We start from the raw sequence: 26,238 nt of genomic DNA, 5'->3' as shown, positions 1-26,238 counted from the left end.
GATCCGTGGGTGGAGTTTTTTATCCACAGGATTACAATACATTCTTGTACAGTGGTTATTCTCGTCGCGGTTGTCGTCACCAACATCGCGGTTGTCGTCACCAACATCGCGGTTGTCATTACCAACATCGCGGTTGTCGTCACCAACGTCGCAATATTTGTGACTAAATCCCCTAAATTTATGATGTTGCTGGCGAATCAGGTGTAAGACCCCTCGCTTATCCCGAAATCCCGGTATGTCGGGTAAAAACATTTACAGTTGCGGTAATTACTCAAACATCCAATCGCACTCAAGCTCATATTCTGTGAATTACCCTGAACCAGATTTCAGTTTAATTGAGCCAAGCTAATTCTAGAAACTTTTTTATACAGGAGTGCATTTATGACATATAAACAACGGGGATCTCGGGTTTTAGAAAAGGCTGTATTGCGATGCACTCAATTAGAGGCTATTGACCCAAATATGAATTTTGAGGATACTTGCAATTTACAATATCTGAGGCAACTAATTGAGAAATTACGTAGCCAGCTAGATAGTTATAACAACGCACTAAAATTACTTGATTCTATCAGAACCGAAATTGAGACGATGGAAAAAAGTTTGAGTGAATTAAGTGGAAGATTACTGCTGGGCGTTGCGTGTAAATACGGTAATAATAGTGTAGAATATATGATGGCTGGTGGTGTGCGCAAAAGCGATCGCATCCGCAAAAGCATTGCCACTCGCAGAAAGAAAGCTGCGGCAAAGGTAAAATCTAGTGAAGTTGGGCAACCGAAGTAAGCACTATAGCTGTTGATTGTTGACTGTTGTACGGGCGGGTTAACCGATATCCTCATTTATTAACAAAGATCCAAATAAACCCGCCCCTACTGACTGTTGTACGGGCGGGTTCACAGATATCCTCGTGGATGAACAATGATCTAATAAACCCGCCCCTACTGTTGACAGACTTGAAAGCCTTTGATTGTCAGGGTTTTATCTTAGCTTGATGTCCTAATCTATCTGGCTTGTGCTATGGAAAGCAAGAAGAAGTGGTTTGACTTCGCGATAGTTGAATCTCATTAATCACTGCTTTATGTCTTGTTATTCTAGTTCAGAAATTAAGTTGAGAATTTCGCGATAGTATTGTAAATTACCTTCTTTGTGATAAAGTTCAGCGGATTCTTGGAAGTCAGCGATCGCTTTTTCGTAATCTCCCAGATTGCGGTAAACGTCAGCGCGGACTAAATAGGCTTCTGTCCAATGGGGTTGTAATTGTAAGGCTTGGTTTAAGTCTTTGAGGGCGGTTTCTAAGTCTCCTAGCCATGAATGGCTACGTCCGCGATTAAACCAGTCTTCAGAAAAGCTAGGCTCAATGGCGATTGCTTGATTATAATCTTCGATCGCGCCTTCATAGTCTTCTAGGGCGTAGCGGGCATTACCGCGATCGCTATAAAATGCAGCAGAGTGGGGATTTAATTTTAAGGCTTGGGTATAATCTGCGATCGCACCTTCATAATCTTCCATAGCGTAGCGCAGAGAACCTCGGTTGTAATAAGCTTCGACTAATTCGGGATTAAGTTGGATGGCTTCATCGTAATCGGCGATCGCTCCTTGTTCATCACCAATTTGGCGGCGGACGTTACCCCGGTTACAATAGGCTTGAGAAAAATCTGGTGCAATTTCGATGGCTTGAGTATTATCGTTAATTGCGCCTTGGTAATCTTGCAAGGCTTCCCGGACAATACCTCGACCATAGTAAGCTGTGGCTAAGTTGGCATTAAACATCAATGCCCAATCGTAATCTTTGATTGCGCCTTGGTAGTCACCTAAGCTCCGCCGTGCGGCTGCGCGATCGCAATATCCCTCAGCCATGAGAGGATTAAGTTGCAGGAGTTTTGTACTATCTTTAATTGCTTCTTGATAGTCTCCCAAGCGGCGACGCACATTTGCTCTTAAGCCATATACTAAATCTAATGTGGGATTTTCTTGCAATGCGTGGTTATAATCAGCGATCGCGCCTTGATAATCTCCTAAGGCACTGCGAACTAGTCCCCGCTCATAGTATGCTTGCACATCATCAGGATTGATTTCTATTGCTCGGTTAAAGTCTGCCATTGCTTGCTGATAATCTTCTAGGTGAGCATAAACCAAACCGCGACTATAATAAGCGCCAGCAAAATTCGGATTAATTTCTAAGGCGCGATTATAATCTTTAATTGCTCTGAGATAATCTGTGAGGGCATAACGGGCATTGCCGCGATTGTGGTAAGCTTCCGCTAAATTGCCATCGAGTTGTAATGCTTGGTTATGATCGTTTACCGCTTGCAGATATTCGCCCAGAAGATGGTAAACATTACCCCGATTAGTATAAGCTGCGGCTAAATTGGGGTTTAACTGCAAAGCCTGGTTAAAATCGGCGATCGCTCCTTCATTATCGCCGCGATCGCAACGGGCGACACCGCGATTATGGTAAGCATTGGCAATATCAACATTAATATAGGTAGATAGAATCGGATTAATTTCTACTGCTTTGTGAAAATTAAAGAGCGCTGTCTCATAATCGGAGAGCGCAAAATAAGCTTTACCCAAGCTGTGGTAAGATTCAGCTAGCAGGGGATTGATTTTTAATGCTTGGTGATGATCGGCGATCGCGCTTTCGTAATCTTCTAAGAGAAAACGCACATTACCCCGATTGCAGTAAGCTTCGGCAAAATCAGGTTTAATTTCTACCGCCCGATTAAAATCGGCGATCGCATTATGATAATCTTGAAGTTCACTGCTAATTAGCATCCCCCGGTTATAGTAAGCTTCCGCAAACTGGGGATGAAGTTGTATAGCTTGAGTATAATCGGCGATCGCTCCTTGATAATCTCCTTGAAAGTTTTTGTTTAATCCCTGAGTCAAAAAATCTTCAGCATTCATAAAATTTATATAGATCGTAAATCTTACAATCAGCCTGAACACTCTTCAGTCACACGCCAGATGCATCAAGCGTGTTTCCTCTTGTCTAGAATGCAAGATGTTAATAAAGGCTCATTATAGACGAGAGAAATTCTTCTACCAAGGTTGTGTTTTTAGCATTTGTGATGTTGTTTGGCATAGGGGGTCAGACCCCTTTTGGAGATGATTTGACGATGATTGTCGGGGTCACAACTGTGCGCCTTATCTAGGGTGTATATATGGTAGGATGCAGATGCTGTCAGGACTTTTGATGGTGTAATTTTCCATAAAGTGTTTTATTTACCACAAAAACACAGTTATTTGAGCATTATTGCTTGGATCTGATTTATTTTTTGCATAATTTGCCAAAGTATTTATGAGCCAGCAACAAAGGACTGTTTTGATTGTTGATGATAGCCCAGAAGACTGTGAGCTGTATCAGCGATACTTAAGGCGAGATCGGGATTATAACTACAAATTTGTCCAAGCAGAATTAGGACGTTTAGGGGTAGAACTATGGCAGCAACACCAACCGGATATTGTGTTGTTAGATTACCTATTACCAGACTTAGATGGCATAGAATTTCTTACAGAATTACAAACTATCACGCACCAGTCATTCTTACCTGTAATTGTAGTCACAGGACAGGGAAATGAGGCGATCGCAGTGGAGGCGATCAAAGCAGGGGCACAAAATTACTTAGTCAAAGGCGCGATCACTCAGGAGAGACTGCGAGTAGCCGTAAATGGGGCAATTGACAATGTGCAGTTACGCACCCAACTGCAACAGACCCAAGAAAAAGAGCGATTAATTGCCCAGATTACCTCGAAAATTTACAAATCGCTGAATTTAAATGAGATCATGCAAACCATTGTCAGTGAGGTGCGGCAATTCCTGCATACAGATCGCGCGATCATTTTTCAGTTGCACGGAGATGGTAACGGCGAAGTAGTTGCAGAATCCGTTGGGGCACAATGGGTATCTATAATGGCATATTCAATGTCAGATCCCTGTCTGGCAGAGGATTATATTGAACGCTATCGTCAAGGATTGCTTAATCTAGATCCAACTTCTTTAGATGAATATATTGAACGCTACCGTCAGGGATTAGTGACTGTAAAAACCGATATTTATGATGGCACTATCGACGCCTGTCACGTAGAACTGCTGGCTCAGTTTCAAGTCAGGGCGAATTTGGTAGTGCCGATTGTCCACGATCAGTACTTTTGGGGTATCTTAATCGCTCATCACTGTAGAGCGCCCCGACAGTGGCAACAGTTAGACATTAATTTGCTTCAGGAATTAGCAACCCATGTGAGTATTGCCATCCGCCAAGCTAAAGCTTTAGAACAGGCACAAAATGAACTAGCTGAACGCCAACGAGCTGAGGCCAGTCTGCAAGAGAGTGAAGGACGACTGCGGTTAGCCCTGAAAGCTTCCCGCATGGGGACTTGGGACTGGAATATTCTCACAGGTGAAATTACATGGTCTGATAACTTAGAAGCTTTGTTTGGGCTAGAACCAGGAGAATTTGATGGTTCTTTTGCAATGTTTAGCTCTAGGATACACCCAGAAGATCGCGATCGCGTGCTGGAGTCTGTCAATGCTGCTGTGACTACAGGCGCAGACTACAATATCGAATTTCGGGTGGCTTATCCCAATGGCAGAATTCGTTGGGCACTCAGCCAAGGGAAAGTTTTTTACGACTCAACAGGGCAACCTGTGCGCATGGCGGGTGTAGATTTAGATATTACTGAACGCAAACGCTCAGAAACAGAACTGCGAGAAAACCAAGCATGGCTGAAGCTGGGGCAAAAAGCGACAAAATCAGGATTGTGGGACTGGGATCTGACCACCAACAAAGCCAAAATCACAGAGGATTACTGTAGCATCTTTGGGCTTGATTTGGCGATGCAGGAAATTAGCTTTGAAGATTGGTTGCGCCTGGTGCACCTAGATGACCGCACTCAGATAAATGAGTACAATGCTCGCATCATTCAGGAAAAGCAAGAAGATTATGAGATTGAGTATCGTATCCAGCACCCCAATGGTATACGCTGGCTGCTAGCCAAAGCGAAGATTTTCTACAATGTAGCTGGCAATGCGGTGCGGGTATTTGGTAATGTGCAAGATATTAGCGATCGCAAACTGGCAGAGGAGTTACTCAAATCTAGTGAGGAACGCCTGCAACTTTCACTAGAAGGATCAGGGAACGGTTTATGGGACTGGAACATCGTTACTGATGAACTTTACCTCAGCCCCCGATGGTTAGAAATGCTCGGTTATGAAGTCGGAGAACTGCCAAATCATGTTAATAGTTGGAAAGAACTGATTTATCCAGAAGATAAATCTTGGACGCTGGAAATTTTAGAGGCCCATCTTCTCGATAGCTCAGTACCCTACAAATTCGATTACCGAGTTTTAACCAAATCTGGCGAGGTAAAATGGATTGCCAACTACGGTAAGGTGGTACTTAGAGATGAGCATGGTCAGCCGTTGCGGATGGCAGGTATTCATCAAGATATTAGCGATCGCAAACTTGCAGAGGAGGAACTGCAACTAAAAGCCCAAATTCTGGCTCAAACTCATGACAGTGTCGTATCCACCGATCTAGATGGCTACATCACTAGTTGGAATCAAGGTGCCCAAAGAGTTTTTGGTTACTCTGCCCAAGAGACAATAGGTCAACATATTGAGCTGCTTTATCCACAGCCCCAAATGCGTGATGCTTTGCAAAATCAGATAATCGCGCCACTGAAAGCTAAAGGTGAGCATGAAGTAGAAGTGAAGGCACAAGCCAAATGTGGCAAACATATAGATGTCTTGCTTTCACTGTCTTTACTCCGCGATCGCAATCAAAATCCTGTGGGGATGATTGGATTCTCAATGGATATCACCGCTCGCAAACTAGCAGAAGCAGAATTGCGGCAAAGTGAAGAGTTTAACCAACGGATGTTATCCAGTAGTAGCGACTGCATCAAAGTGTTAGATCTCGATGGGCGGCTTTTGTACATGAATCCAGGCGGTATCTGTCTTTTAGAAATCGACGATCTCGCACCCCTGCTCAACACAGAATGGCTCTGTTTTTGGGGAGAACAAGCTCAGCAAATGGCTCAGGATGCGATCGCCGTAGCTAAGGCTGGCGAATTAGGGAGATTCCAGGGCTATTGTCCCACCGCCAAAGGTACACCGAAATGGTGGGATGTGGTAGTTACGCCCATCCGCAATCCAGCAGGACAAATCATCCAACTGTTATGTATTTCCAGAGATATTACTGATTACAAACAAGCTGAAGAAGCTATTCGTCAAAGTGAAGCCCGTTACCGCTACTTAGCAGAAGCCATTCCCCACCTCGTCTGGACTTGTGATGCCAACGGTTTGTGTGATTATGTTAACGAAAGATTATGTGAATATACTGGATTGCCTTTTGAGCAAGCATTGGATTTTGGTTGGCTTTCAGCCGTGCATCCAGAAGATGTAGAGTTATCCCAAAATATCTGGTTAAATGCTGTCAAAAATAGCACTTTCTATAAACACGAATACCGCTTTCGGCGTAACAGTGATGGTAGTTATCGCTGGCATTTAATTTTAGGCTTACCGCTCAAAGATGAACAAGGGCGGGTGATGAAATGGTTTGGCACTTGCACAGATATTCACGATCAAAAAGAATTGGAAATAGAACGCGATCGCATTTTGCAATTAGAACAAGTTGCCCGCAATGAAGCCGAAAGAGCCAACCGCATTAAAGATGAGTTTTTGGCGATTCTGTCTCACGAATTACGTTCCCCCCTCAACCCGATTTTAGGCTGGACAAAGTTGCTGCAAAGTCGCAAACTAGATGACAGCAAAACCGCTGAAGCCCTAGCAACAATTGAGCGGAACGCCAAATTACAAACCCAACTCATTGATGATTTGCTCGATATTGCCCGGATTTTGCGTGGTAAACTCAGCTTAAATGCTGACCCTCTAAATTTAGCATTTGTGATTGAAGCTGCCATTGACACAGTCAGAACCGCAGCAATTGCCAAATCGATTCTGATTCATCCAGTGCTACCCAATATTGGGCAAGTATCCGGCGATGCGGTGCGGCTTCAGCAGATAGTTTGGAATTTGCTTTCCAACGCCATCAAGTTTACCCCCAGTGGTGGGCGGGTAGACATTGTGCTAGAAAGAGTAGGTAAACAAGCGCAGATTACCGTCGCTGACACAGGTAAAGGCATTAATCAAGAATTTCTCCCCCACATCTTTGAATCTTTCCGCCAAGAAGATGTTTCCGTGACCCGCAAATATGGTGGACTAGGGTTAGGATTAGCGATCGTGTACCACTTAATCGAAGCGCATGGGGGAACAATCACCGCTGACAGTCAAGGCGAAGGACAAGGAGCCACCTTTACAGTTAGATTACCTTTGTTGCACATAGAACCAGAGAGCGATCGCGCTGTTGAATTGTCCGCAGATGCACTCAATCTCACAGGAATCAAAGTATTAACCATTGATGATGAACCAGACAGCCGCGATTTAATGGCATTCTTGCTAGCTGAATACGGTGCAGAGGTGATGACAGTTGCATCCAGTGAGGAATTTTTTGCCGCCTTAGAATCATTTGAGCCAGATATCATAGTCAGTGATATCGGTATGCCAGAGGTAGACGGCTATACCTTACTCAGACAAGTGCGTACCCTGCCACCAGAACGCGGCGGTAAACTTCCCGCGATCGCCCTGACTGCTTATGCTGGCGAAATTAATCAGCAACAAGCCCTAGAAGCAGGATTTCAACGACATTTATCCAAACCGATTAACCCAGATGTGTTAGTTCAGGCTGTGGCACAACTAATTCGTGAGCAATAATTCAGAAGTCCTGGTTTTGAGGATTGACTATTTTATTAACTCAAGCGATCGCATCACCCTGCAATTGAATTGCATCCCGTGACAATGCGATCGCATCGCCTTGCAATTGAGTTGCATCCCGTGACAATGCGATCGCATCACCCTGCAATTGAGTTGCATCCCGTGACAATGCGATCGCATCACCCTGCAATTGAATTGCATCCCGTGACAATGCGATCGCATCACCCTGCAATTGAGTTGCATCCTGTGACAATGCGATCGCATCGTATATGTAGGATCAGGGTTTTGGTGGGCACTGCTCACCCTACTACTGATTTTGAGGACTAAAGTACTCACTACGATAATTTTTTATTTATGGGCATTCACTAATAACTGCCAATCAAAAGAAGTATCAACCACTTTATCTTTCATATTTCGCAAATGAGTCAACATTAACTCGTCTCTTTGATGCCAAACTGCAAATATTTTTGCTCTACCATCATCAATAGTTTCTGGGTCAATTTGATAAGCTGCATTTACCCGCTTTAGCTTTAATCCCAACAAACTTAACAGGCGGCTGAGAATGGTAATTGCAGCCAGGTTTTCGGTTTGGCTTCCCAAGTTAATCCCCAGTACTCTTTTGATATGTTTACTATTTTGACTTGCTAAATTCTTCAGCAAAATTAACTCTGGATCATTTTCGGTAAATTTTCTTGCTACTTCCAGAAAATCTACCATCCCTAAGGCTCTCATTGCCTCAACTTTTAAAGTATAAGTCTTTATATCTGGGAGAAAAACTTGCCCATCACCCCATGATAATTGCTGATTCCATTCCTGGCGATCGCGGATGTGAAAATACTCGCTTTCGTGGGTTAAATAATAGTGCGTTAACAGTTGCCCATAATAGCCTTTATCATCTTGTAATTTTAATTCCGGTGTCACTTCTACGCCATACCTCTGGCGCAGGATATATTTCTGCATGGCGTGACGTTCATCATCAGTTAGGGAATGCTTGGCTAATAAATGTTCATATTCGACATAATCAATATCTCTGGCTTCAGCTACAGCAGTAGCAGATAATAATTGATTTTGCTGCTTAATTTCTTTAATCTTACGTTTAATCTCTTTCGCTTTTTGTTTTTTCTCTGACCAATCTTTTTGAACTTTGACAATTTCTAAGATTAATCTTTTGCGGTTAGCTAAATCTTGGGGATCTGTTGCCCAAAATGCTAGGCGTAAATCGCGAATAATATTATTGTTTACTGCATTGCTTCTGGTTCTAATTTGATGTCCATCGGCAATTAAACCTTCTTGTAAAGATTGCCGATAAAGGCGAATTGAAGCATTTACCCTCGCAGATAATTTTGCCCAGGTGCGTAAATGGATCGGATCATAAACTAAAGGTAAATCTACATCTATTTTATGTAGAGGACTGAGCAAAGCTAAATTATCTTTTTGATTCTCCTGATACCAATAAGAAAGCAAGCGATAATTGGTGCTACCGCTACCAATTAAACCAATACCTCGCTTGGCACACCAAACCACACGGGGGACATCATCTCTGACTCTCGCTAAGGCTTGTCGCGCTTCGGAATCAGGAATTACGCCTTGAAAGATGCCATAAACTCGATCAAAATGTTGGACATCAATACTAATTCCTGTCCCAATTGTTGGGGTGACAAATACAGTATCGTATTCGGGAATTTTTTGATTAATTGCTGCTACAAAATCAACCGCTGCGTGTCCTGGCGTATTTGTGGTTTGGCTGCTGACAACTAAAGTTTTGGGAAATTGTCGCCGCAATTTGTCTAATCGTTCTTTAAGGTAACGTTCAATAGTTTCACAACTATAACGCCCAGTCCGACTATCGGTAGTAACGTAACATTTCCGTCCAGCGATTAAATCTAATTCTAATTGATGAATGAGTGGTGTTGGATTGGGAGAATCATAAAAAGTCACATCCCAACCACGTTGAGGTTGCCATTGATTTAAAACTATCCAAGGCGTTAATTTATGTTCTGTTAATCCCTGTAAATATTCTAAACAAACATCAGATAAATCAGCATCTTGGGCAATGACTAAGCCCCCTGTGCTTAAAACAGTGGCAATTAATTGTTGAAATATTTTGAGAATTTTAACGCGCTTTTGTTTACAAGTATTACTATTGAGGAGATGCCATAAAGACTGCTCTACTTCATCTAAAATTACTATCGCCCCTTGCCAATCTTCTGGATTCAGCTTCCAAAGAGAATCGACGCATAAACCAAATGAATTAGGCATGGGGCATTCCCCGTGGGCTGAGCGAAGTCGAAGCCCACGGGGGATGGGTGATTGGGAAGGATTTTCTCCTTTGTTTCGGGAATTGATGCCCCAGTTAATGCCGATTTTTTCACATAAAAACCGTCCTAATTGGATGCGGTGGGTAATTAATAAAACAGGTTGATTTTTAATTTTTGAGCGATTTACCACAGCTTTTAAACCTGTGGTTTTACCTGTGCCTTTGGCTGATTTTACGCCTACTAATCCAGAGGTGGGGAAAGGGATTTCACCTAAATAGGGACAGTTAACAGTGAGTGCAGCGGGAATAGTTAACTCGGTATGGGGTTTTGTTTGCGCCAGATAAACTTCTAAATCAACGCTGTGGCGATAAACTTTATCAAAACTACTTGCACCTTTAGCAACGATAAATTCATCAACGCCTTTTTCCACTCCCGGAAGTTCGATAACTTTCACAGGACAGTTTTTTTCTTGTAATAAAAAACCCAGTTGGGAAATCGCATTATTAACAGCGGCGATGGTTTTGGGTTTGGTTTCAAAATCAAAGCAGATATAAAAGGTGCGTTTTTTAATCGCAAAAATTCCTAAGTCGGGAATTAGCTGACGACGGGTAACTTTGCCAAAGTCATCTTTAACCACGCGATAACCGCTAGTAATTCCCGGAATTGCGATCGCAGCGTATCCTTGAGTTAAGAGTGTGGCTGCTTTCTTCGCCCCTTCGCAAATAATCACAGGTAGCTTCTGTTCCATCACCCATTGCCAAAAGCCTACAGCTTCGCCATTAGGGGCAATAGTGATATTGTTGGGCAAAGAAAGATTGTAACGCTGGGCGACTTGCTGCCAAATTTCTAACGTCACCTGCAAACAAAATACCCGCGTTGGTGTGCTGGGGGGATGTTCGTACTTAATCGCCTTCCCATTTTGATTCATCCGGGGTTGGTTGGGCTTAAAGCATCCCCATTCCATCATTTGCCAATCATTCAGCGGATCTAGTCCCGAACACCACCAACCGCCTTCAGTAATATGGGCGTAACGCTGCAACCAGGCATTTTTTACCATTCCGGTATTGGTGCGGGGAAGTAACTCAGAAATTAACAGGTACTCATAGGCGTTGATCCCGTGAAGCGACAAAAAATTCAGCTTCGCAATGTGTAAATTTATGCCACTGCTCTTGACTAATTCCTCAAGGTGTTGGGGGTGTAAATAGTGCAGATGCATAAGGCAAAGCTCTAAGCGAGGACGATGGATTTAAAACTTATCATGCATCTGTCGGTTTTTTATCATGGTTTTCATTAGGGTTTTATGTTATTTTTTTTACTCCGTGGCATAAGACACATCGGTAAAAGATAAAGTCAGCGATTTTGTCTTTTGTCTTGGTTCGGTAATAAGTTTGTATTGTGATAAATATTCGCGATTAATTTTTAATTATCAGTATAATCCTAGGTTAAGGAATGCGATCGCACTAGAAGTCAAGCCAAAATTTCCCCCAAATATGCTATTTGAGGAAAAAGTAACAAAAGTTACAGAAAATCAAGGACTAAAGTCCTAACTAGGAAATTAACTCCAAAATAAAACTATCTCGTTGATGAAAATCAGCCTTAGCACCTCGATGAGTCAACGCCCAATAACTTACTTCACCATCTCTGCGTTTGATGACAGTGGTAATCGCAACTTCTAAAGCTTGTTCTTTGGGGATAATTTTATCTAAATCGAAATCTAAATTGAGTTGTAAACTATCTCCTTGTTGCTGCACAATAAACGGGAGTGTGATGAAAGCTTTCTCCTCTTGCATTCCTTGACGATAATCATCAAAGCGATAAACATTCCAATCTCCCGCCGGAGAAAGGTTAAATTCCCAATAACGTGGAGAATTCTGCATACCCAAGAAGAACTCGAAGCAGGTATCTTCCCACAGTTCATGTTTTCGTGATGGTGTTGCCGATGGAGGAGCAATGGCAATTTCTGTGATATCACCAACTAGAGTATATTCAATCGTCAGTTTATTAGCAATTCGGGCAATCTTCCCAGCAATTTCTATATTAAGTAATTGCCCAGTACCGGGGAAAGGTTGCAGTAAAAATGATTGATTGTTCATTTCACATCCTGAATAATGGCGCGAATTGTACTTTCCTGAGTTTCAATGCTTTTTGTTAACGCAAATTGTACTAGCGCCCTAGCCAGGTTATGTTCTGGATGCTTAACTTTGAAATAGACATTCCCAGCTAAATAATCTGTAAAAAATCTTAGTCCCAATTCAAAGGCAATTAAGCGGATAGCATCATATATATATGTATAGTCATTCTCGGTGAGAAACTCCTTAGCTACGGAAAGATAGCCTTGGAGTATGCCTTCACAAATATCAGTATCAAAAGCGACATTTTGCCAATCTTCAGTTTCTTCGCCTGATAGATTACAAGCAGAGCGCAAACAATCGCCAATGTCGTAATGTACGAGGCCAGGTTTAACGGTGTCGAGGTCGATAACACTGATAGCTAGCCCACTATCAGTATCAAACATGACGTTATTAATTTTGGGATCGCCGTGCATCAAACGCAGTGGTAACTTGCCTGTAGCTTTGGCATCTTCTAAGATATCTACAAAAGTTTGGCGATCGCTGACAAACTGCAAGCAATAATTTACTTCTGGTGTTTTCGCTACAGCCGTTGTCGCCAGCACTTGGTTGTATTGTTCCAGGTAAAGCGGCGTAATGTGGAATCCTACTAAAGTATCGGCGAGTTTTTCTGGTGGTAAATCGCTGATCAAATTGTGGAACATACCCAAAGCATAGCCGACTTCGCCAGCTTGAGTGCGATCGCCCATCCGATCAAAAGACTGGGAATCTGCAATAAAACTCATCGCCCGCCAAAAAGCACCATCAGCATCTATCCAATGATCTTGTGCATTTTTCGTAAACAGAACTCGTGGTACTTCCCAGCGACGGTTGAGGGGGTTTTGCTGTAGTTTTTCCAGAACATGTTCAGTGAAAATACACATATTCTGCATAATCAATTCTGGCTGGCGGAATACTTGTGTATTAATGCGTTGCAGCACAAACCGCTGTCCTGCTGTCCCATCCACGCTAACTAAAAAAGTGTCATTAATATTACCATTGCCAAAAGCTTGAATATCCCGCACCTCACCCTGAAGCGTAAATTGTTGGGCGATCGCAATCAGATTGTTTGCTCTTTGTGTTTTGATATCTTCTATCGTCGTCATATTTTACCCCCCCTCACATAACAGCCCAAAAGGAATTAGGGGATATCGTATCCTATGTTGAACTTTTACGCTGCCATTAGTTTTGATGGTTAATCTCGTAGTCAGGACTTCAGCCCTGAATTTTTTAACGAACTTTGTATTTAATACAACATCTCAAAAAGATTAATACGTTACACACTCGTATCAAAAAATACTAAATATTCCTTCCTCGGTAAAATTCTTCTTGATTTCTTTACTTGTCATTTAAAAAAGACATACAAAAATGTCTTGTTTTTCGGGGTAACTACGAGAAAATGAGAAGTATCTTAAAATATATGTAGATATGACTGATCGAAGGCGTTCTGAAAATCACAAACAAGTCAGTGGTTATATCCCACTGGAACTAGCCCTAGAGTTCAAAAGCATCTGTGCTCGTTTGGGTATATCTCAAGGCGATGCAGTAGAAGAGATGATACAAGAGTGGCTAGACAAAACTACAGGTGTTGGTGCTAACAACACACCCAAAGAAGCACTGACAACAATTGCCGATCTAGTCAGATTGAATATGAGCAAACTCCAGCGTTGTGGGATCAAGAACTTACAAGCACTAGCTGAAGGCGAAGTCCTACCAACACCAGCAGATTTTGCCATCATCACCTCGCTTTTGGGTATCTCAGAACAAGAAAGGATAAAGATTTGGCAAGGGACATATAAACCGTCCGTGTATCAACATCCTCAGGGTGTAAAAGTATATAGAGTTTCTGAAGGTGTAAAAGCAGATGAGTGTGAGTATTCTGAAAGTCCTTAACTTACCGGGCTGGAACTATAAAATGTCTTATGAAGGACTGTCAATTTTAGCCCCTACTAAACGCGATGCTACACAGCTAGCTCAAAACTACGGTGAGGAACTTAGTGAAACAGCATCAAAAATTAACGGTAAGGTACGGATAAAATGGCGTGGCTGTAAGCAACCAATCGAGTTTTTCGGATGGATGGCTAGTCAAGAACCGCCAGCACCTTCCGAAACTGCCGAACGGATCTTACAAACTGGGGGTACAGTATTTTGTAGCCAACTGCATCTCCCTGATGAGTTGTTATATCGCATGGTGGCGGCGGCGGATAATGAACGTCCTGTCAGCATCGTCAGACAAGATAACCGCAAGCAAATTATTGTGAATAAACCGATGATTGAGATGCTACAAACTCCTCCAGAGATTGCAACTCAACGAGTAATGACCAAATTTTGGCTACCGGAAGACTTAGTCGAATTGGAGCAAAGATTATACAACGATCGCCAATTTACTTGGACTTACTCAGCCGGTCTCAATGAAAATGCTTGGGCAATTTTAACCACTCAATTTGAAGCTTTCGAGGTTGAAGGAATTTGGTATAGACAAGGAACTTGCTTGTCTACTCCCAAACTGGTGCCAATTCCACCAGGGGTGTTTGAATCGGCTTAATTTAACACTTTAATTCCTTCCAGAACTCAACAGTTATCAGGTGCTGCCTTTTTTAGAATAAGCTCTATCAGACCTTTATTCTTAATATTAAATACCCTTCATTCCCAGCGGATACCAGAACATATAAAAATGGGTATAAGGCATCGAGCATAAAAGCCTCGGAGTATCGACATCAATAATTGGTCGAAGTATTAACCCAAGTTGCTGAATGTGCTGTATTCTTGTCAGTTATCAGTTGTCATTTATCATTTGTCTCATTTGTCCTCCTTGTATCCTATCCCTAGCCTAAACGCCCCAATTTTCCAGCTAGAAATTCATGTCATAAATTAGAATTCTTGCATAAATATTTTGCCGTTGTTGAGTATAGTATGAAAAACTCATGGAAATGCGCAAAGAATAACGCGAAAATTAAAACTTTTGCAAGATGTCTATTAGAGGTTGTTTTAAAAGTCTTTGGCTGTACCTTGACACTTATTGATCCCCCCTAACCCCCCTTGAAAAGGGGGGAACTAGAATCAAAGTCCCCCTTTTTAAGGGGGATTTAGGGGGATCTAAAAATATTTGCTAAATCACTAAGGACTTTTCAAACATCCTCTTACACAAGTAGGAACAGAAAATTTCTCTGAACAGTCAACAGTCAACAGTCAATAATATTTTCAAGCTAGAATAATTACACCTTTTCAAAAGCTGGTGGATAAATAACCTTTCCCTGATAAATTTGCTGATAACTTTGCAGTGGTTTAACCATAAAAACATCTTCTGGAACTGGAAACGGCGACTCAATTCCATAATTAACTGATGGCTCAAAACCAAAGCGATGATAAAATTGAGGATGACCAAGAACGATCGCCATAACTTCTCCTCTTGCATTTGCTATTTCTAAACCAGCTTTTACAAGCGCGCTACCAATTCCCTGTCTTTGAAAATCTGGCAAAACTGCCATAGGTGCTAAACCAAGTACCTGTAATCTTTCTTCACCTACTAAGTCAATGTAGCTGAATAAAATGTGACCAACTACAATATTTTCAACTTCTGCAATTAACGAAAGTTCAGGAATATAACGCTCAGAATGACGAATTTCCTCAACTAATTTAGCTTCGTTCTCTTGTCCAAAAGCTAGTGTATTTACCTCAGCTATTGCAGGATAGTCTAGGATAGTTTCACTACGGATATTCATGATGTTAAACTCAATTCCATAAAAACCCAGTTTTCTCAATATTCTAGAGGAATTTCCGTTTTTTCAAAATATGGTTCAATTTCATAAAAGCCAAAATAACGATAAAGCGATAATGCTGCTTTAGTAAATGGTGCGGTATCTAAACGTAATTTTGCATAACCAACACTGCGGGCTTCATTAATCATAGCTCTTAATAAAGACCTGCCTATTCCTTTTCTTTGAAATTCTTGCCTGACAAACATCCTTTTAACTTCGCCGACATTCTCACCAATGTTTCGCAAACCAGCACAGCCAACTATTTTGTTGTTATACTCTCCCAGTAGTAAGCGTCCTGTTGGTGGCGCAAATTCGTCAATTTGAGCTATATATTGTTCTACGAATTGACTGACATCAAAACTGATACCTAATTCGTGGGTAAATATTAAGTTAGACCAGTTAAAATATTCCCACCACAGTTGACGAATATCAGATTGATGTTTTTCAGCCTGGAATTGGATGATTTTTAGCAAACTTGATTCCTCTACCCACTAATTCAAAGAGTAATTTTCAAATGGTGGCAATTCCCATAATTAATTTATCTGCCTTCAAGAAAGATACTACAGCCAGACAAACTGTAGTTAAAGAAATTTATCAAGCTGTCCATGAAATTGGCTTTATGTACTTGCAAAATCATGGCATATCACCAGAAATGGTAGAGCAAGTATTCCAATATAGTCAATCTTTATTTAATTTACCTTTAGCTATCAAGCAGCAGCTAGCTTGGAGTGATGAATTTAGCAATACAGGTTATGTTGGCATAGAACGAGAACGCCTTGACCCCAAAAAACCTGGAGATTTAAAAGAGGCGTTTAATATCGGTAAACAAGAAAATAGATTGAAAATTTTACCTGATTTCAATGAAATCGAATTTTATGATGCTTGTACACAATTAGCTAACACTGTGTTGCAAGCTTTGGCTTTAGCTTTGGAATTACCAGAAGATTTTTTTACCTCTAGACACAATCAACAAAATCATACCTTAAGATTGCTGCATTATCCCCCTTTACAAACAACGCCTAAATCAGGACAGGTACGTGCTGGTGAACATTCTGATTATGGCAGCATTACTTTACTATTCCAAGATGACATTGGCGGATTAGAAGTACAAACTACAGCCGGAGAATGGATAGTAGCACCGTCAATTCCTGGTACAGTAATAGTGAATACGGGTGATTTAATGCAGCGTTGGACAAATCATGTATTTTGCTCAACGAAACATCGGGTAATGATTCCCAATGATAGCAAAATTAAACAATCTCGCTATTCTGTGGCTTTTTTCTGTCATCCTAATGATAATACGGAAATTGCTTGTCTTGAAAGTTGCCGAAATTATCATTCTCCAATTGATCCTCCCATACTTGCGAGAGAATATTTGTTGAGCCGTTTACAAGCAACATATTAATGAAAACTTACGATTGGATTGTTGTTGGTGCTGGAATTACAGGTGCAGCACTTTCCTATGAATTAGCAAAAACAGGTTTTTCGGTGCTGTTGTTAGAGCAAAACGAAATAGCAGATAATGCAACTCGCTATAGTTATGGTGGACTAGCTTATTGGTCAGGTAATACACCAATAACTCGCCAACTTTGCGCAGATGCGATCGCGCGTTACCAAATCCTTCCTCAAGAGTTAGACGCTGATATTGAATTCCGGGAATTGGATTTATTACTGACTATTCCCAGTACTAGCGATCCAGAAATAGCTGCTAAATCTTATGCTAATTGTGCCATTCCCCCGCGATTACTCACGGTTACAGAAGCCGGGGAATTAGAACCACTGCTAAATCGAGATGCGATTGTCGGTGCGTTAACTGTCAAACACGGTCATATCCACCCAGAAAAAACTACACAAGCTTACATTCAAGCTTTTCTACGTATTGGCGGTGAAATTCAGATAGCACAGGTCTTAGATGTATTTACGAACGCTGTAAAAACCGCTACTACAACTTTCGCCAGCGCTAATGTAGCGATTTGTGCAGGTGGACTCAGCCGCCAGCTATTAAAAGCCGCTGGGATACCGATTAAACTATATTTCACCCATGCAGAAATTATTCAAACTCCGCCTGTGGATTTGCGGTTAAGTACCTTGGTAATGCCAGCAAATATCCAAAGATTTCAACTAGAAGCCCAATCTACCCAAGTTGATGAATTATGGAATCAACCAGGTAATGAGCCAGTACCACCAATTTTAGATGCAGGTGCAATTCAATTTCAAGATGGCAGTTTGCGCATAGGGCAAATTAGCCGCACTCTTACAGATCCTCATGCTGAAGTCAACTCCCAAGCAAGTGAACAATGGCTGCGCACCAGTATTGGCAAAATTTTACCAGCGTTAGAAAATTTACCAGGAACCTGGTATCATTGCTTAGTAGCTTTTAATCCTCATCGTTTAGCCTTAATTGGTGCGATTCCAGAATTGGAAGGCGTTCATATTTTTTCTGGCTTCAGTAATCCCTTGGTTTTTGTACCACCTTTAGCACAGCGTTTTGCCAAATATGTATCAAGTAAGGAAGATGAGATTATCAGCCAGCTATTAAGCGATCGCTCCGCCAAAGCTTCCGGCTAACACGCTTCCTAAGCAGTTTACTTTCAGGTGTACTAGTGTATTATTAAGGATTCTTTGACTCTGGCTAGAAATTTCTTAAAAAATCACGATCTCTCAGGAAGCAAGATGGACACACCAAAGCCTAGAAGGTTTGACGAAACGGAATCACAGCAGGAAGAAACAGAACAGTCATTTCCCACCCAACACGTTAAAATCTACCAAAGTAGTGAGGCTGGGCAGTTAATAATTTGCGAATGTCGCAGTTGCTCGACTCCACTATCTATTGAAGTAATTTTTTTAACACCACAAAACTCTAAACCTAAACCAAAAAATAAACCTGATAGTAAGCAGGATGATGAAATGAAATGTCCCAACTGTGGAAGAATTCCCATTTTTCTAGAAGGTTGTGCTGTACAGTCGATTGTGCAATTACCTATTTCACCTTGGCAAGATTTAGCTAAAGATCAGGGCTGAAGTCCTGACTACGAAATCGCTACCCCCAATCGTTAATGTGGGGGAGTACTGTTTAGGTTGAGAATGTATACAGCAAATTACAAGTTGGTGAAGCAGCGTGGTCTTCTCCCAAGGGGAGACGCTAAGAGCGATGGGGGTTCCCCCCATGAGCGACTGCTGAACCCGAAGGGTGAGGTACAAATTACCGTAGGGGACGGACGTTCCCTACCTGTTTACCTTTTTAGCTGAATATGCGATCGCACTAACCAGATTGTCAAGAGCATACTACATGTCTGTTTCTAGCTCAGGTATTGAAACCAAGACACCTTTTTACTGACGACTCAAAAAATTTGTAGTATGCCCCTTGACATCATGTAAGTTTTATATTACAACTGTAGTATCAAGAGTTAAGCCTCCGCAAAGGTTAAAACTCCAACTGCTCAAGACCTTGCAATTACGATAGATGTTACTTTTGGGGTCGCGATTGGCGTTCGACTGCTCTGAAACCAACAAACGGACAGTTGCAGGATTCGGGTTCAATTCCCGACGACTCCATTTGCTTTAACTTCTATTGAAGCTGCAAAGATATCAATTAAAACATTGCAATCATGCACACTTGGGTCTGTAGCTCTAACGGTAGAGATCCCGGATGTCACTTGTGCCCTAACAGAAAAAGCTTACATACTAGCTCAATAAGTAGAGCGATCGTCTCTAAAACGATAAGTTGCAGGTGCGATTCCTGCGTTTGTAACCACAGCTTTTTCAACTCGCATGAGGTGTGAGTGTAACTCTCACAGGGAGGGTATCGGTTCAATCCCGATCAGATCCACTGAAATAATTTGTAATACTTCGGCTTCGCTCAGTACAAGTTCGTAATTCGTAATTAAAAGGGAGGTGATGACAATGGTACATATTAGATTTGAAGGACGTTCTGTTGATGTTACAGAAACACAGCTAGGAATTAGCGCCGGGATGAACGATGTTGCAGTTAAAGAACAGGTGGCTCGTCATTTGGATGTAAATAGCGATCGCCTGGGAGCTTACATAATTGATCGCCGTCCCAGCGGTGATTTGATTATTCGTCCTGAAGCCGTTTATGGTTAATATGCCTAATCATCCGTGCCCAAACATTAGAAGCATACATACACATTGAGAACGGTTCTAAGGTAGTGAAATTCGAGCGATCGAACTAGCGAAGCATGATTAAATCTCTCGCAGATTTAAAATGCGTGCCCACTGCCAATATTTGGTAAGAGCAGCCGTAGCTGTAAACAGCTTCTTGAACTTGCACGGAGTAATTTCTCACAAACACCAAATTAAATCTAGCTTTCTTAATTACGAATTATTAGCTTTATTCCGCGCCCTAACTTGTGAAGCATACACACACTATCTGTGAAAAGATATACAGGTTCGAGTCCTGTCGCTCCCTTTGATGGGAGCGTAGCCAAAATGGTAAAGGCAATTGTGAAAAACTGCTTTGCTAACTTGTGCGGAATTCCCATTATTTCAATTGTATTAATCTATTACTGCAACTCAATCACATATATGGAGGTGAATTCAATGATGTCCCCTAACTTATGTAGCTTAACAATTCAATCAGTACAACTATCTCTAAGCAACATATTTTTCAGAAACATAAGTTATGAGCGAACATCGTTTGAACGAAATTGTGATTGAGCGTCCTCGCAGTGGGAGAAGAATTCCGCTTAAAAAGCAGACAGGTTATAAAAAGCAACTATACAAACTCACCCAAGATGCAATTCAGGATGGATTATTTAATCATTACTTGATTAAACCTAGACATAAATCAAAGTATCTTTCAGATCATCTTGGCCCCTTGCGTCGGCTGTTACGTTCCAAAGTCGGACAGCCTTGGAACGATGTTTACAGCGAACTTTGTCAACGATTAGATTCCAATACAATGACAGGACGGCACGTTATCGGTCATATATGGGATTACGTTGAACGCTATGTAGAAATCATTGATGGTATCCCTTATGGGAAGTCTTACCGAGGTTACCCAATTCCGTTAAATGGGACTTACCGCCTGTGCTTCTATATCCATCCGGAAACAGGAATTCTTTGTGGAGTCGAGAAAGTACCTCGAAAGCAGCAGCAAAGGAACCAAGAAACTGATTTCATCATCATTGATGATTATCATGAATACCAAAAACTGAATGATATTTGGTATCTCATTACCTTTGGAGATTTCCCCCAACAATCAAATCATGATACAAAGGATAGTTTAAAAGGTTTAACCCATATTCTTTGGCATCGTTATTACTGCGGCATACCATCTTATGCTGTGAGTAAACGACAATGTAGTAAGAAAGAGATTCGAGTTATTTTAAAACTACTTTCTAAACAATAAAATTTTCACTTCGTGCCCTAACCGAAAAAGCTTACATACTAGCCGAATTGGAACAGGCACTTGACTTGAGATCAAGCTATTACAGGTTCAAATCCTGTGTGTGAATCAACAGCTTTTTCAACTTGCATGAGGTGATTTTATTAATTATCAATTATGAGTTAACTGCAACTCATTGGAGGTTGCCATGTCTGTGAAAACTCTCGAAATTTTAGAACAAATCAAGTCTCTAAATGTCAACGAAACTGCTCAACTAGTCAAGCAGATTGAAGCAACCTTCAATGTTGATATTTCTACACCGAAGCTCATTCAAATTGATAAACGAGATGAAGATGAGGTTCAATTACAAATTCAGACGGAGTTTGATGTCTTGTTGGTATCGGTTCCAGCAGAGAAAAAGATTGCCTTACTCAAGGTCATTCGGACGGTGACTGGATTGGGACTTAAAGAAGCAAAAGACTTTGTGGACTCTCTTCCTAAAGTGGTGCATACAGGATTGGATCAAGAAGCTGCCCAAGTCCTCAAGCAACAGTTAGAGGAAACAGGAGCGATCGTTTCTTTGACATAAAACAGTGCAATTAAAGATTTCCTCTTTGCGTCTTTGCGTCTCTGCGTGAGATTCTTTTTTAAATGAACCGCCAAGTACGCCAAGTACGCCAAGAGAAGAAATAGAGATTTTCCAACTTTATTATTGGCAGTTGTTGCCGCGCCCCGATCGCAGAAGCTTACATAACTCTGCTCAAGTTATACACAATGCTTCTACAACTTGCGCGGTGAATTTATCGCCCCGCGTGCAACATCTGCCTCCTCATTTATCACAACTGGAGGAGGTTATCATGAATACAGCAGAACGCGATCTACGTTTGGAAATGCTCAATAGTTTGCTGACAACTCCTCACCGCAAACTTGAGCAAGTCGCAGAAATTCATAAGTTGATTGTTGAATTAGATCCCCTGTTCTACGGACACCTAGCGGTTTGGTATCAGCGTCATGGTGATGTCCGCGATCATAAGGAAGTATTTATTGCTCACCTGTTAACAAGCAATCTGACTGAACACCGAGATGCTGGATTTATGATGCTGCAAGAGTTTCCGCCCTATCAGGTGGCTCGTGTAGTGGACTTCATGAAGCAGCAGCAAAATAAACTACCTCGTTCGGCGCGGACTGCGGTGCGGCGTTACCTAAAAGCACGGGAAAGCAATCCAGCATTGTTTGATCGGGCGGCGCTACGGGGTCGAAAGGCGATGAAGCACTTGTATGCTTCGCTACACATTAAGCCAAATGAACGGGCAAATGCAATTCTCTTCCGCGATACTCCACCAGAAGGTTCTTTAGCAAATGTGCTGAAGCAGCTTGCTAAGGCGGAAAGTACCGCAGCACAAGCACAGCTAATTGTGGAATTCAACATTCCCTACACGATCGCAATTGGTGCAATCAAGCAACTCACACCAGTTGTTTTGGTGGCGTTAATCAACAGCATGACTCCCCAAGAAGTGATCAACAAACTCAAGTCTCTTCAGGCTAGAGGTGCAATGGATCACCCAGAAGTCAAAAAGCTGATTGATTCCAAGCTAGAGGAAGCATCTAAGAGTGGGCGGGTGTCAGCTTTCAAAGCACAGATTGCCGCAGATGCCGCAGATTTAGACGCAGACACCGTTGCAAAGTTGGAAAAAGTGACCAACGAGCAGGTGAAACGGCGTGGTGCGATCGCTCGTCCTACCGCTCTACTGGTGGATAAATCTGGTTCAATGGAGAATGCGATCGCAGTTGGTAAGCAACTCGCTGCCCTCATCTCTGGTATCACCCAGGCAGAATTATATGTCTACGCCTTCGATACCATGCCTTACGCTGTCACCGCTAAGGGCAAAGAGTTGAGCGACTGGGAGCGTGCTTTCCAGCACATCAATGCAGGTGGTGGTACTAGTATCGGTTGTGCATTGGAAGCAATGCGCAAGAAGAAGCAGGTAGTTGACCAGATCATTATAGTGACTGATGAAGGTGAAAATGCTACACCTTACTTCAGTGAAGTCTACAAGACCTACTGCCGAGAATTGGCGGTAATCCCCAATGTAGTGATTGTCCGTGTAGGTACTCATTACAACTGGCTGGAGAGCCAACTTAAGCAGCAGCAAGCACCTGTAGATACGTTTACCTTCGCGGGTGACTACTACAGCTTGCCTAATCTTGTGCCACTGCTAACGCGCCCCTCTCGCCTGGATTTGCTGATGGAGATCATGGATCTACCGTTGCCGGTGCGAGCAGATAAGTAAGTTAAAAAGTAAGTAATTTTCACTATTTGTAATAGTAAACATTGCTTACTTTGTAAATTTTCAATTGATTCGGTCTAGTAGAGATCTTAAATTCACAAGAAATATCTTTGCTATTTAGACCACTTTCTCGCTTGTAAAACAACCTAAACATTAAAATAGCTAACTGACAGTAGCTATCCTTTCATCCCATGAACTATGATTCCCGGATGGAGAGGGACGATGGCTAGAGAAAGTTTCATCAATAATCCGAAGACGTAACATATTATCAAGGTTCATGCGCCTCCAATTAGGAAGTTGACCTGAACTGCTCTGACCACTAACTTGATAAACTAAAACTTGTAGAACTCCATCCTTTAATCCAAGAGTATGAGGTTCTGCGATACGTTGGAAATCTTGATAGTAAAACTCAATCAGATGCTTTTGAGTAATTGCTTGTTTGATAAGTTCGATAAGTTCTAACAATTTGGGATCTGGCAGTGGCGGTTCTGATAGTGTAGTCTTATGGATTGGTGTTTTTGGATTAAAGCTATTCTTTGGTTTTTCTAGACCCTTTATATTTTTAGGCTTTTGGAATCCAAAATTATCACCTGAATTTTTCTTTCTAGTCATGAGCTTTTTTAGTACCTATATACTACTGCACTATTAAATCTTCTTTTACTAAATTTTGCTAGTATCCTGAATTACAAAGATGGGTTAATAGCTATATTGCTGATACTCTAGCGTTTCCTTTACTTTTTGCCCGAAAAGCGGAAATTTATTTGTAGTATATCGTAATATATGAATATCTTGCGTGCCCCAACTCGTGGAGCCTACATACTAGTACGAGAGGAACGGTAACACTGTCAAATGCAGTGGGCGTGTGTGAACGAGGAGTGCGAAGAACCTGGAAAGTAGGCTTAGAAGTAGCCATCTTTGAAAGAGTGTGTAACAACTCACCAGCGGAGTCCCTCTAGTAACTGAGAACACGCAATGCTCCACCAACTTGCACGCACATTAATTAGTAATTAGCCTTTTCAAGGTGAGTTATAAAATCTATTTTTCTGCGTCCTCTGCGTACTCTGCGGTTAAAAAATAATTTATATAACCACAGAGGCGCAGAGAACACAGAGGTAAGAAGTTACAGAGAAATTCCTGGCGCAAAATTATTACTTAACTTTGCATCCTATAAATTAGGATTATTTATGACTGACATCCGTAAGCTAATTAACCAAATTGCTGAAGCAGAAATACAGTTGTCTGCTAACCAATTTATCGCTCCCTGTGTCAAAGGTGGACGAGTTCGCACAAAGGTAGCGGGAATGGTTTACACCTTCACACCAAAGCCGCGTCAATTTGAAGGTTGGGGTATATTTCAGCCTGTGGATGCAAAGACAGCAACGGTTGTGGAATCAGCAGATTTACCCCAAATTGCCGAATACTTGCAACATTTTCCCCAAATTAGGCTGCGGTTAGCAAACCAATTGCGGGGACAAACTTGGTTAGCATATCCTGTGAATGAAGTAGATATGCGTCAACGGTTGCAGCTGGTAAAGCCGATCGCAGTTCATCTAGTAACTGAGGGTGTGGCTTTTGAGCAAATTATTACCCGTTGTCATGGAAAATCCTGCTGGTTTGAGGAAATCGATCGCCGTACCGATCCCATAATTACGGAAACTCTGCAATCTGCGATTCAGCAATTAACCCCAGCTGCAAAATTGCAATTTAAGGGGATGACTCCAGAGATGCGCACAGTCTATGAATTAGCCACTGAGCGAATTGAGGGTTTTCAACTCCAACAAGATGAAAAACGACTGCGCAAAGCGTTACAGCAAGGCGGTGGTGAATTAAGCCAATTTCAGGATCATGGTGATTACTGGACGGTGAATTGGCGAACTGCTGATGGTATTCGCCATACAAGTGCGATCGCTAAAATTGATTTGACAGTGATTAGTTCTGGGATTTGTCTGAGTGGACGCGATCGCGATTTTGATTTGCAATCCTTAGTGGGTGTGATGGAACAACAGGAATGGTAAGGATTATGAGCATCTTTTTTCACGAACAGCTTTACCGCAGCAATGCTGTAATGGCTAAGCTGAAGGATTATCCTATCACCATTTGTGGGGCTGGTGCATTAGGAGCTAACATTGCAGAAAACTTGGCTCGGTCTGGTTTTGATAAACTGACAGTGATTGATTGCGATCGCATTGAGGAGCGTAATCTTTCTACTCAGCCTTATTACCGTTCCGACGTTGGCGCATTTAAAGCCAAAATTTTGGCGAATAATTTATATCGCGCCATTGGTACTAAAATTGAAGGCAAAACAAAGGAGTTGACATCAGCAAATACCAGTCAACTCCTCAAAGATAGTCAGCTAATTATCGACGCTTTTGATAACAGTATCGCCCGTCAAGCAGTCAAAGATTATGCAGAGCAATTCAATATACCTTGTCTTCATGCTGGGCTTTCAGCCGATTATGCAGAAGTGATTTGGAATGACGTTTACCGCGTTCCTTCTGATGTGAATGATGATATCTGTGATTATCCCTTAGCGCGAAACTTGGTAATGTTAACCGTTGCTGTAGCTTGTGAAGCAGTGATTTCCTTCATTGCAACCACAGAACAGCGAAATTTTACCATTACCCTCAAGGATATGACAATTCAACCGCTATTTCTTTAGGAACTAGGGACATCCAATTTTTTAAATACCCAATAAATTTGTAGTGCGA

General features: G+C 41.8%; 22 protein-coding genes, 1 tRNA gene and 1 other annotated feature. Of the genes, 15 read left to right on the top strand and 8 right to left on the bottom strand.

The annotated features are described in order from the left end of the window. Nucleotides 1-51 precede the first annotated feature (51 nt). Nucleotides 52-207, top strand: coding sequence for a hypothetical protein (locus AACU32_RS39650; protein ID WP_339378640.1), 156 nt, complete (start codon nucleotides 52-54; stop codon nucleotides 205-207). 174 nt (nucleotides 208-381) lie between these two features. Next, nucleotides 382-780, top strand: coding sequence for a hypothetical protein (locus AACU32_RS39645; protein ID WP_096607666.1), 399 nt, complete (start codon nucleotides 382-384; stop codon nucleotides 778-780). Between the two features lie 303 nt (nucleotides 781-1,083). Here the strand turns inward: AACU32_RS39645 and AACU32_RS39640 are convergent, their stop codons facing one another. Next, nucleotides 1,084-2,904, bottom strand: coding sequence for a tetratricopeptide repeat protein (locus tag AACU32_RS39640; RefSeq protein WP_096607665.1), 1,821 nt, complete (start codon nucleotides 2,902-2,904; stop codon nucleotides 1,084-1,086). A 394-nt stretch (nucleotides 2,905-3,298) separates the two neighbouring features. Here AACU32_RS39640 and AACU32_RS39635 point away from each other — a divergent pair, with 394 nt between their 5' ends. After that, entirely contained in the window at nucleotides 3,299-7,771 is a 4,473-nt protein-coding gene (locus tag AACU32_RS39635) for a PAS domain-containing protein (protein ID WP_096607664.1), read from the top strand. 40 nt (nucleotides 7,772-7,811) lie between these two features. Here the strand turns inward: AACU32_RS39635 and AACU32_RS39630 are convergent, their stop codons facing one another. The 4 genes from AACU32_RS39630 to AACU32_RS39615 all read right to left on the bottom strand — a co-directional run bounded on the left by AACU32_RS39630 (nucleotide 7,812) and on the right by AACU32_RS39615 (nucleotide 13,243). Continuing rightward, nucleotides 7,812-8,024, bottom strand: coding sequence for a hypothetical protein (locus tag AACU32_RS39630; RefSeq protein WP_096607663.1), 213 nt, complete (start codon nucleotides 8,022-8,024; stop codon nucleotides 7,812-7,814). A 95-nt stretch (nucleotides 8,025-8,119) separates the two neighbouring features. After that, on the bottom strand, nucleotides 8,120-11,245 hold the full coding sequence (locus AACU32_RS39625) for a plasmid replication protein, CyRepA1 family (RefSeq protein ID WP_096607662.1): 3,126 nt from the start codon (nucleotides 11,243-11,245) through the stop codon (nucleotides 8,120-8,122). A 331-nt stretch (nucleotides 11,246-11,576) separates the two neighbouring features. Beyond that, the gene (locus AACU32_RS39620) at nucleotides 11,577-12,122 is read right to left on the bottom strand and encodes a DOMON-like domain-containing protein (protein WP_096607661.1); all 546 of its coding nucleotides are present in this window, start codon (nucleotides 12,120-12,122) and stop codon (nucleotides 11,577-11,579) included. Further along, nucleotides 12,119-13,243 (bottom strand): phosphotransferase enzyme family protein, encoded by a 1,125-nt coding sequence (locus AACU32_RS39615; RefSeq protein ID WP_096607660.1) that lies wholly within the window; start codon nucleotides 13,241-13,243, stop codon nucleotides 12,119-12,121. Before AACU32_RS39615 ends, AACU32_RS39620 begins: the two co-directional genes overlap by 4 nt. A gap of 322 nt (nucleotides 13,244-13,565) precedes the next feature. Between AACU32_RS39615 and AACU32_RS39610 the strand changes: the two genes are divergently transcribed. After that, nucleotides 13,566-14,030 (top strand): hypothetical protein, encoded by a 465-nt coding sequence (locus AACU32_RS39610; RefSeq protein WP_096607659.1) that lies wholly within the window; start codon nucleotides 13,566-13,568, stop codon nucleotides 14,028-14,030. After that, the gene (locus tag AACU32_RS39605) at nucleotides 14,002-14,682 is read left to right on the top strand and encodes a hypothetical protein (protein WP_096607658.1); all 681 of its coding nucleotides are present in this window, start codon (nucleotides 14,002-14,004) and stop codon (nucleotides 14,680-14,682) included. Before AACU32_RS39610 ends, AACU32_RS39605 begins: the two co-directional genes overlap by 29 nt. 670 nt (nucleotides 14,683-15,352) lie before the next feature. Here the strand turns inward: AACU32_RS39605 and AACU32_RS39600 are convergent. Beyond that, nucleotides 15,353-15,859: a GNAT family N-acetyltransferase gene (locus tag AACU32_RS39600; protein WP_096607657.1), complete on the bottom strand. Its 507-nt coding sequence runs from the start codon at nucleotides 15,857-15,859 to the stop codon at nucleotides 15,353-15,355. A gap of 35 nt (nucleotides 15,860-15,894) precedes the next feature. Beyond that, the gene (locus tag AACU32_RS39595) at nucleotides 15,895-16,368 is read right to left on the bottom strand and encodes a GNAT family N-acetyltransferase (RefSeq protein ID WP_096607656.1); all 474 of its coding nucleotides are present in this window, start codon (nucleotides 16,366-16,368) and stop codon (nucleotides 15,895-15,897) included. A gap of 41 nt (nucleotides 16,369-16,409) precedes the next feature. On the opposite strand from AACU32_RS39595, the gene AACU32_RS39590 reads away from it, so the two are divergent. The 8 genes from AACU32_RS39590 to AACU32_RS39555 all read left to right on the top strand — a co-directional run bounded on the left by AACU32_RS39590 (nucleotide 16,410) and on the right by AACU32_RS39555 (nucleotide 23,533). Then, nucleotides 16,410-17,300, top strand: coding sequence for an isopenicillin N synthase family dioxygenase (locus tag AACU32_RS39590; protein WP_096607655.1), 891 nt, complete (start codon nucleotides 16,410-16,412; stop codon nucleotides 17,298-17,300). Further along, nucleotides 17,300-18,463 (top strand): NAD(P)/FAD-dependent oxidoreductase, encoded by a 1,164-nt coding sequence (locus AACU32_RS39585; protein ID WP_096607654.1) that lies wholly within the window; start codon nucleotides 17,300-17,302, stop codon nucleotides 18,461-18,463. Before AACU32_RS39590 ends, AACU32_RS39585 begins: the two co-directional genes overlap by 1 nt. A gap of 105 nt (nucleotides 18,464-18,568) precedes the next feature. Further along, the gene (locus tag AACU32_RS39580) at nucleotides 18,569-18,916 is read left to right on the top strand and encodes a hypothetical protein (RefSeq protein ID WP_096607653.1); all 348 of its coding nucleotides are present in this window, start codon (nucleotides 18,569-18,571) and stop codon (nucleotides 18,914-18,916) included. Between the two features lie 882 nt (nucleotides 18,917-19,798). Continuing rightward, nucleotides 19,799-19,999 carry a hypothetical protein gene (locus AACU32_RS39575; RefSeq protein ID WP_096607652.1) on the top strand — a complete coding sequence of 67 codons (201 nt, stop codon included), beginning with the start codon at nucleotides 19,799-19,801 and terminating at the stop codon, nucleotides 19,997-19,999. 538 nt (nucleotides 20,000-20,537) lie between these two features. Further along, nucleotides 20,538-21,266 carry a hypothetical protein gene (locus AACU32_RS39570; protein WP_096607651.1) on the top strand — a complete coding sequence of 243 codons (729 nt, stop codon included), beginning with the start codon at nucleotides 20,538-20,540 and terminating at the stop codon, nucleotides 21,264-21,266. Between the two features lie 32 nt (nucleotides 21,267-21,298). Beyond that, nucleotides 21,299-21,369: transfer RNA gene (locus tag AACU32_RS39565), tRNA-Ser, on the top strand. An 81-nt stretch (nucleotides 21,370-21,450) separates the two neighbouring features. Next, nucleotides 21,451-21,831, top strand: coding sequence for a 50S ribosomal protein L7/L12 (gene rplL, locus AACU32_RS39560; protein WP_096607650.1), 381 nt, complete (start codon nucleotides 21,451-21,453; stop codon nucleotides 21,829-21,831). Nucleotides 21,832-22,099: 268 nt separating this feature from the next. Continuing rightward, the gene (locus AACU32_RS39555) at nucleotides 22,100-23,533 is read left to right on the top strand and encodes a vWA domain-containing protein (RefSeq protein ID WP_096607649.1); all 1,434 of its coding nucleotides are present in this window, start codon (nucleotides 22,100-22,102) and stop codon (nucleotides 23,531-23,533) included. Nucleotides 23,534-23,692: 159 nt separating this feature from the next. Here AACU32_RS39555 and AACU32_RS39550 read toward each other — a convergent pair whose 3' ends face one another. Next, on the bottom strand, nucleotides 23,693-24,142 hold the full coding sequence (locus tag AACU32_RS39550; RefSeq protein WP_096607648.1) for a WYL domain-containing protein: 450 nt from the start codon (nucleotides 24,140-24,142) through the stop codon (nucleotides 23,693-23,695). 274 nt (nucleotides 24,143-24,416) lie between these two features. After that, nucleotides 24,417-24,472 (top strand) — a sequence feature (23S ribosomal RNA rRNA prediction is too short). A 242-nt stretch (nucleotides 24,473-24,714) separates the two neighbouring features. On the opposite strand from AACU32_RS39550, the gene AACU32_RS39545 reads away from it, so the two are divergent. Both AACU32_RS39545 and AACU32_RS39540 read left to right on the top strand, forming a co-directional pair. Further along, nucleotides 24,715-25,545, top strand: a complete 831-nt coding sequence (locus tag AACU32_RS39545) for a hypothetical protein (protein WP_096607647.1) — start codon at nucleotides 24,715-24,717, stop codon at nucleotides 25,543-25,545. 5 nt (nucleotides 25,546-25,550) lie between these two features. Then, the gene (locus AACU32_RS39540) at nucleotides 25,551-26,189 is read left to right on the top strand and encodes a HesA/MoeB/ThiF family protein (RefSeq protein ID WP_096608378.1); all 639 of its coding nucleotides are present in this window, start codon (nucleotides 25,551-25,553) and stop codon (nucleotides 26,187-26,189) included. Nucleotides 26,190-26,238 lie beyond the last annotated feature (49 nt).

This window comes from Calothrix sp. NIES-2100 (assembly GCF_963875285.1).
In the GTDB taxonomy this organism is placed as follows: Bacteria; Cyanobacteriota; Cyanobacteriia; order Cyanobacteriales; family Nostocaceae; genus Aulosira.
Note: the sequence above shows the minus strand (reverse complement) of the source record. Positions and strands in the feature narration are given on the sequence as shown.